The 7,344-nt window shown below is 70.4% G+C and carries 9 protein-coding genes; 6 read left to right on the forward strand and 3 right to left on the reverse strand.

All coding sequences use genetic code 11. The features are described 5' to 3' along the window. The 4 genes from D7X55_RS32220 to D7X55_RS32235 all read left to right on the forward strand — a co-directional run. Positions 1-1,507: YiiX/YebB-like N1pC/P60 family cysteine hydrolase (locus tag D7X55_RS32220; RefSeq protein WP_121725062.1), on the forward strand; the 1,507-nt coding region annotated here is incomplete at its 5' end. 17 nt (positions 1,508-1,524) lie between these two features. Next, positions 1,525-1,800: a hypothetical protein gene (locus D7X55_RS32225; protein WP_120551523.1), complete on the forward strand. Its 276-nt coding sequence runs from the start codon at positions 1,525-1,527 to the stop codon at positions 1,798-1,800. A gap of 85 nt (positions 1,801-1,885) precedes the next feature. After that, positions 1,886-2,710, forward strand: a complete 825-nt coding sequence (locus D7X55_RS32230) for a SirB1 family protein (protein ID WP_120551522.1) — start codon at positions 1,886-1,888, stop codon at positions 2,708-2,710. A 13-nt stretch (positions 2,711-2,723) separates the two neighbouring features. Further along, on the forward strand, positions 2,724-3,281 hold the full coding sequence (locus D7X55_RS32235) for an NUDIX hydrolase (protein WP_121725063.1): 558 nt from the start codon (positions 2,724-2,726) through the stop codon (positions 3,279-3,281). On the opposite strand, the gene moaC is transcribed toward D7X55_RS32235, so the two are convergent. The 3 genes from moaC to trxB are packed head-to-tail and all read right to left on the reverse strand — an operon-like array spanning position 3,278 to position 5,922. Beyond that, positions 3,278-3,718 carry a cyclic pyranopterin monophosphate synthase MoaC gene (gene moaC / locus D7X55_RS32240; protein ID WP_120551504.1) on the reverse strand — a complete coding sequence of 147 codons (441 nt, stop codon included), beginning with the start codon at positions 3,716-3,718 and terminating at the stop codon, positions 3,278-3,280. The genes D7X55_RS32235 and moaC overlap by 4 nt on opposite strands. Beyond that, positions 3,715-4,902 (reverse strand): PLP-dependent aspartate aminotransferase family protein, encoded by a 1,188-nt coding sequence (locus D7X55_RS32245; RefSeq protein ID WP_121725064.1) that lies wholly within the window; start codon positions 4,900-4,902, stop codon positions 3,715-3,717. Before D7X55_RS32245 ends, moaC begins: the two co-directional genes overlap by 4 nt. A 36-nt stretch (positions 4,903-4,938) precedes the next feature. Next, on the reverse strand, positions 4,939-5,922 hold the full coding sequence (trxB, locus tag D7X55_RS32250) for a thioredoxin-disulfide reductase (protein ID WP_407921803.1): 984 nt from the start codon (positions 5,920-5,922) through the stop codon (positions 4,939-4,941). A gap of 62 nt (positions 5,923-5,984) precedes the next feature. On the opposite strand from trxB, the gene D7X55_RS32255 reads away from it, so the two are divergent. Continuing rightward, complete coding sequence (locus D7X55_RS32255) at positions 5,985-6,443, forward strand: cyclic nucleotide-binding domain-containing protein (protein WP_120551501.1); 459 nt, start codon at positions 5,985-5,987, stop codon at positions 6,441-6,443. Positions 6,444-6,619: 176 nt separating this feature from the next. Further along, a partial coding sequence (gene radC / locus D7X55_RS32260; RefSeq protein WP_121725065.1) for a DNA repair protein RadC occupies positions 6,620-7,344 on the forward strand: 725 nt, incomplete at its 3' end.

A 7,344-nucleotide genomic window follows, 5' to 3' on the forward strand; every position in this document is an offset into this window, starting at 1 on the left:
CTACGAGCTGGACGACGCCGCCTTCGTCGCCCAGGCCCGCCGCGACCTGGAGACGCTGCGCCAGGGCACGGACGGCCTGCGCCGCCTGAAGGAGGAGGCCTTCCGCTCCAAGGCGCTCTACCAGCGCGGGAAGGACGTGCCCTACACCCCGGACGAGAAGCAGCTGCTGGTGTCCACCTGGGCCGCCTTCTTCGACTGCTTCGTCTCCACGGAGGTGGTGCGCCAGCGCTACTGGGACTTCCTCAAGGTGCCCGTGCTCACCCAGCCGAAGAAGCACGCCTGGGGCTTCCTGCTCACCCACGCGGCGCTCACGGCGGAGCTGGCCCAGGGCATGGCCTTCGCGGACCTCACCGGCGGCCAGGCGCAGCTGGAGGTGCTGCTGGATGAGCCCGGCCCCGAGTACGGCCTGCCCGCGCGCGCCTTCAGCCGCTTCAAGAAGAAGGTCGTCCACGTGGGCACCAGCACGCAGCTCTTCACCGGCGACGGCTACCGCGCCACGCTGCACCCGGTGCTGGCGAAGTCCGGCGTGCTCGACGAGCCCGGCGTCCCCGCGCTCTTCCAGGCCATGCGCAAGGACAGCAAGGCGGCCCGCGCGCGCCTGATGAAGCGCGGCCCGGTGCTCTTCGCCAAGGCCGCCGCGGACGTCACCCAGGACACCACCGCCCGCGCGGTGTTCCCGGTGCAGAAGACGGTGGCCGAGTGGATGGGCGACACCCGCGTGCACCGCTCCGGCAAGCCGCTCATCACCCGCGAGCAGGTGCTGGCGCTGCTGCCGCACCTGGCCCCGGGCGACGTGATGGTCGCGCGGCAGAACTGGTTCCTGTCCAACATCGGGCTGCCGGGCTTCTGGCCGCACGCGGAGCTGTACGTGGGCACCGCGCAGGAGATGGCGCGGGCCTTCGACGCGGACCCGGACGTGAAGGCCTGGGTGGCCACCCTGCCCGGCCAGCCTGCGACTGGGACTGGGACCTTCACCGCGCACCTGGCGAAGGCCTTCCCCGCCAAGTGGGCGGAGTACACCCGGCCGGACGCGCACGGCGACCCGGTGCGCATCATTGAATCCATCAGTGAAGGCGTGAGCTTCACCGGCGTGGAGCACGGCATGCACGTGGACTACCTGGGCGTCTTGCGGCCCCGGCTGTCCAACGTGGACAAGGCGCGCGCCATCCTGCGCGCCTTCACCTTCCAGGGCCGGCCGTACGACTTCAACTTCGACTTCTTCTCCGACCAGTCCCTGGTGTGCACGGAGCTGGTGTGGAAGTCCTACGCGCCGTCGAAGGACATGAAGGGCCTGGACATCCCCCTGGTGAGCGTGGCGGGACGCCGGACGCTGCCGGCGAACGAAATCGTGCGCGTGTTCGACGCGGAGTACGGAAAGCCCGGCCGCCAGTTCGACTTCGTCGCCTTCCTGGACGGGCGGGAGGCCCAGGGAGACGCCATCGAAGCGAACGCCGAGGCCTTCCGTTACACCTACCGGCGCATGAAGTGGGACATCGCCCAAGAGTGAAGCGAGAGATACACACCATGACGGAAGACACGGCGAACGAGTTCCTGGCCCTGGCCACCCCCCTCTACGAGCGGATGATTGCCCAGCAGCAGGCGAAGGTGCTGAAGCTGGCGCGCGAGGCGGTGCCCAACATCGGGCCGGAGGAGCTGCGCAACCCGCACGACTTTCCGGAGCTGAAGGACCACCCGACCTTCGAGTTCGAGGACGGCATCCTGGCGGGGCTCATCTCCGCCCAGATGGCCCTGCGGGCGGAAATCAAGGGCCGGCTGCCCCTGGCGCCGCCGGGCATCTGACGCTCGGCTGCCTGCCTTTGCCGTGAGGAGCATCCGTGGGTTACTGGTGCACACCGTGAGCTTTCCCTCTGGTTTCGGCCCTCCGCTGGCGCGCGAGCGGCTGGTGTCTTCCCTGGCCGCTGAGCCGCCGCGGCTGGACCTTGCGGCCCTGGCCATCGCGACGTTGGGCCGTGAGGACCTGGATGCTCCGGCGTGTCTGAGGACGCTGGACGCGCTCGCCGCGCGCGTGCAGGTGGAGGCGGACCGGCTGCGCGAGAAGGGCGAAGCCCTGGCCCCCTTGCGCGCCCTGCGCCACGTGCTGGCGGACCTCGAGGGCTTCCGGGGCAACGAGGACGACTACCACTCCCCGGACAACAGCTTCCTGGACCGGGTGCTGGAGCGGAAGGTGGGGCTGCCGATAACACTGTCGGTGGTCTACCTGGAGGTGGCGCGCCGCGCGGGCATCCCGCTGTACGGGGTCCCCTTCCCCGGCCACTTCCTGGTGGCGTGCGACGCGGGGGACCACAAGCTGGTGATGGATCCGTTCCACCACGGCGACATCCTCACGGAGCACGGCTGCGAGGAACTGCTCAAGCGCGTGGCGCCGCAGCTCAAGTTCGACCGGGCCATGCTGGCGCCCGCGCCGGTGGAGCTCATCGCGTACCGCATGCTGTCCAACCTGCGCCGCGTGTACCTGGGCCGCGACGACAGCCAGCAGGGGCTGGCGGTGGTGGACCTGCTGTTGCTCCTGGCCCCGGACCACCCGGGAGAGCTGCGCACCCGCGCGTCGCTGCTCACCACGCTGGGCGCCTTCCGCGCGGCGCTCAAGGACGTGGAGCGCTGCCTGGAGCTGTCCCCGGACGCGCCGGACCGCGAGCGCCTGGAGCTGTCCGCCCGGGAGCTGCGCGAGCGCGCCGAGCTGCTCAACTGAAAGGACTCCCCGGATGCACTCGAAGGTGAAGCCCTGGCCGCGCCTGCGCCGGGGCCTGGAGCACGACTTCACGGTGGTGAAGGTGCGCGAGGACGTGGTGGCCGACCCGCGCACGAACCTGGAGCACGGCCGCGTGCGCCTGGAGTGCGCGGACTGGGTGAACGTCATCGCGGTGACGAAGCAGGACGCGCTGGTGATGGTGCGCCAGTTCCGCTTCGGCATCGACGCGGCGACGCTGGAGGTGCCCGGCGGCGTCATCGACCCGGGCGAGGACCCGGCCACGGCCGCCGCGCGCGAGCTGGAAGAAGAGACGGGCTACCGCGCCGCGAGGCTGGAGCCGCTGGGCGTCGTGCACCCCAACCCGGCCTTCCAGTCCAACCGCTGCCACACGTACCTGGCGCTGGACTGCGAGCGCGTGAGCGACGGGAACCCGGACGACGGCGAGGACATCGCCGTGGAGCTGCACCCGCGCGCGGACCTGCCCCGGCTGATTCTTGAAGGCCACATCACGCACTCGCTGGTGGTGGTGGCCTTCTTCCTGGAGCGGCTGCGCGCGGAGGCGAAGCGTTAGGCCTGCTCGCGGTCCCAGGTGCCGGAGCGGCCGCCGGACTTGTGGTCCAGCTGCACCGCTTCGATGACCATGCCGCGGTCCACGCTCTTGCACATGTCATAGACGGTGAGCGCCGCCGCGCACGCGGCCGTGAGCGCTTCCATCTCCACGCCCGTGCGGTCCACCGTCTTCACGCGCGCGGAGATTTCCAACCCTTCGTCCACGGGCGTGAGCGTCACCTCCACGCCCGCGAGCGCGATGGGGTGGCACAGGGGCACGAAGTCCGGGGTGCGCTTGGCGGCCATGATGCCGGCGAGGCGCGCCGCCGCGAGCACGTCCCCCTTCTCCACCTTCCCCGCGAGGATGCGCTCGCGAGTCTCCGGCAGCATGCGCAGGCGCGCGGTGGCCACCGCCACGCGGTCCGTCTTCGGCTTGTCGCCGACGTCCACCATCTTCACCGGCCGGCCCCCTTCGCCACCGCGGCGAGCAGGTCGTCCGCCACGTCGTCCGGATCCTCCAGCCCCACGGACACGCGGATGAGGCTGTCGCGGATGCCCGCCTGCGCGCGCTCCTCGGGCGTCATCCGGCGGGCGCTGGCGCTGGCCGCGTGCATCACCAGCGTGCCCACGTCTCCCAGCGACGGACCGGGCCTGGCCACCCGCAGCGCCTCCAGGAACCGGTCGCCCTCCTTCTGCCCCGCGCCCTTGATTTCAAACGCCACCATGGGCCCGAAGCCGCCCTCCAGCACCCGCGCCGCCACCGCGTGGTCCGGGTGGGAAGCAAGACCCGGGTAGATGACCCGCTCCAACAGAGGCGAGTCCGAGAGCCGCCTGGCAACATGCGCCGCGTGCTCGTTGTGGGCCTTCATGCGGACGGGCAGCGTGCGCAGGCCGCGCAGCGTGAGCCACGCCTCGAAGGGGCCCAGCACGTCACCGGACAGGATGCGCGCGGAGCGCAGCGGGTCGATGCGTGCCTTGGAACCGCTCACCGTGCCGCCCAGCGCGTCGCTGTGGCCGTTGAGCCACTTGCTGGTGGACTGCACGGCGTAGTCCGCGCCCAGCTCCAGCGAGCGCTGGCCGACGGGCGAAGGGAACGTCGCGTCCACCGCGAACACCGCCCCCGCGTCCTTGCACGCCTGCGCGAGCGCGCGGATGTCCGGCACGCGCAGGAGCGGATTGGAGATGCTCTCCGCCAGCACCAGGCGCGGACGCCATTCCCTGATGCGCGCGGGCGCGTCCGGGGACGTCTGGTCCAGGGGCTTCAACTCCACGCCCCAGCGGGCGCACAGGTTCTTGTAGAGCGCGCGGGTGACGCCGTAGCCATCCGTGGGCATCACCAGCACGTCGCCGGCCTTCCACGGCTGCGCGTCGAACAGCGAGCGCAGCGCGGCCATGCCGCTGGCGTACGTGACGCAGGCCTCCGCGCCCTCCAGCGCCGCCACCGCCTCCTCCAGCAGCGCCGCGTTGGGCGCGCTGATGCGGGCGTAGGCGTAGTCCTTTCCGTCCAGCGCGTCGGACAGGTCGTCGCTGCTGTCGAACCAGTTCACCGCCGCCGGGAAGATGGGCGGCATGACGGGCACGGCCTTGCTCCCGGTGAGCCGGGAGCCCGCGTGCACCGCCACCGTCTTCTGCTTCTTGCTCATGCGCGTGGGGTCTCGCTTGGGACGGAAAGGACGTGACTACTCGCCGTGCTCGATGAGCCAGCGCTCCGCGTCGATGGCGGCCATGCAGCCCGTGCCCGCCGCGGTGATGGCCTGGCGGTAGTAGCTGTCCTGCACGTCGCCGCAGGCGAAGACGCCTTCGATGTTGGTGCGCGTGCTGCCCGGGATCGTCTTCAGGTAGCCGCCCTGGTGCGTTTCCAGGATGCCCTGGAACAGCTCCGTGTTCGGCGTGTGGCCGATGGCCACGAACAGCCCTTGCGCATTCACCAGCTTGCTGTCGCCCGTCTTGAGGTTGCGCACGACGGCGCCCGTCATCCCCTTGCCGTCGCCCACGACCTCCTCCACCGCGGAGTCCCACATGAAGGAGATCTTCGGGTTGTTGAGCGCGCGCTCCTGCATCACCTTGGACGCGCGCAGCGTGTCGCGGCGGTGGATGAGCGTGACGTGGTTGACGATCTTCGCCAGGTACGTGGCCTCTTCCATGGCCGTGTCGCCGCCGCCCACCACCAGCACGTCCTGCTTCTTGAAGAAGGCGCCATCACAGGTGGCGCACGCGGACACGCCGCGGTTCTTGTAGGCGTCCTCGCCCTTGACGTTCAGCCACTTGGCCGTGGCGCCCGTGGAGATGATGACCGTCTCCGAGCGAATCTGGATGCCGCTCTCGCTCTCCAGGAGGAAGGGCCGCTTGGAGAAGTCCACCTTGGTGACGTTCTCCATGTGGATGACGGTGCCAAAGCGCTCCGCCTGCTTCTGGAAGCGCTCCATCAGCTCCGGGCCGGTGATGGCCTCCGGGAAGCCGGGGTAGTTCTCCACGTCGGTGGTGACCATGAGCTGGCCGCCCGGGACGCGCTGGGGGTGCTCCAGGGTGGGGCCGCCAGCGAACACCACGGGCTCCAGGTTGGCGCGCGCCGCGTAGATGGCGGCCGTGTAGCCCGCCGGGCCCGAGCCGATGATGGTGACCTTCTGGATCTTGTCCTGCGACACGGCGCCTCCTGCGCTCATACGTTGACGGCCCGGACGGTAACAGACGCAGCCGTCCTGGCCATGATACGAACCTGGACCCCATGGATGCCGCTGTCCTCAAGAAGGTTGCGCTCTTCGAGGGATTGACCCAGGGCCAGCTCGCCAAGGTCGCCCGCATCGCCCAGGCCCGGACCCATGTGGCCGGGGATTTTCTATTCCGCGAGGGCGACGCCGGCCAGGACATGTTCATCCTCACCGACGGCAAGGTGCGCATTTCCAAATCCGTGCCGGGCATCGGGGAGGAGGCGCTCGCCATCCTCGAACCCGGGCAGTATTTCGGGGAGATGGCGGTCATCGAGGATTCACCCCGCTCCGCGGACGCCATCGCCCATACCGGCTGCACGGTGTGGGTCATCGAGCGCGCGAAGCTGGACCAGCTGATGTTCACGGACAAGGACCTGGCCTACGTCCTCCTCTGGACGTTCGTCCGCACGCTGAGCGAGCGGCTTCGCGAGACGAACGACAAGATCAAGGCCTTCTTCGCCATCTCCCGCTTCTAGCGGCCGGCCGCGCTTCCCGGCTCCTCGCACGCCAGGAGTGCGAGTGGAGCATCGCTGTCCGTCCCGCCACCGGGCCTCTTCACGCGTTGCTGGACGGGGCCGCGCCCCGCGTTCCGGAGTGAACGCTGGAAGGCACATGCCTTGCTCAAGCCCGCCGTCGCGTGGACGGAGGCGGGATGGAACAAGGTGGAGAGGCGTGGGCGGAGTCGGGCGAAGGGGAAGCCACGGGTGGAAGGTCGGTGAGGGCGCGCGGCCCGGGATTGCCAGGACTGGAGGACGCGCGCGAGCGCCTCTTCCGGCTGGGCGCGGAGGCCCTCACCGACCTGGAGCTGTTGGGGCTTCTGTGGACGGAAGGGCTGGGGGACGCGGCGGAGCGCGTGGCGAAGGGCGGACTCAAGGCGCTGGTGCAGGAGGATCCGCGCGTGCTGTGCGCGCGGCGGGGCGTGGGGCCCTCGCGCACGTCCCGGCTCCTGGCGGCGCTGGAGCTGGGGCGTCGCGCGCAGCGCTCAACTGAGAAGCGGCCCCGGCTGCGAAACCCGAAGGAGGTGCACGCGTACCTGGCGCCCATGCTGGGCGCGCTGGGGCGCGAGGTGTTCCACGTGCTGTGCTTCAACCCGCGCAACGTGCTGGTGCATGACGCGCGGGTGGCGGAAGGGACGCTGAGCGCGTGCCCGGTGGACCCTCGGGAGGTGTTCGCCGCGGTGTTGTCCGCGCGGGCCACGGCCATCGTGCTCGCGCACAACCACCCTTCCGGGGACCCGGAGCCCAGCGTCCAGGACGTGGGGCTCACGGAGCACCTGGCGCGCGCGGCGGGGCTTCTGGGCGTGAAGCTGCTGGACCACGTCGTCGTGGGGGACGGCGCGTTCGTGTCCATGCTGGAGCGGGGCATCCTCCCGGACAG

The sequence above is a fragment of the Corallococcus sp. AB049A genome (assembly GCF_003668885.1).
In the GTDB taxonomy this organism is placed as follows: domain Bacteria; phylum Myxococcota; class Myxococcia; order Myxococcales; family Myxococcaceae; genus Corallococcus; species Corallococcus interemptor.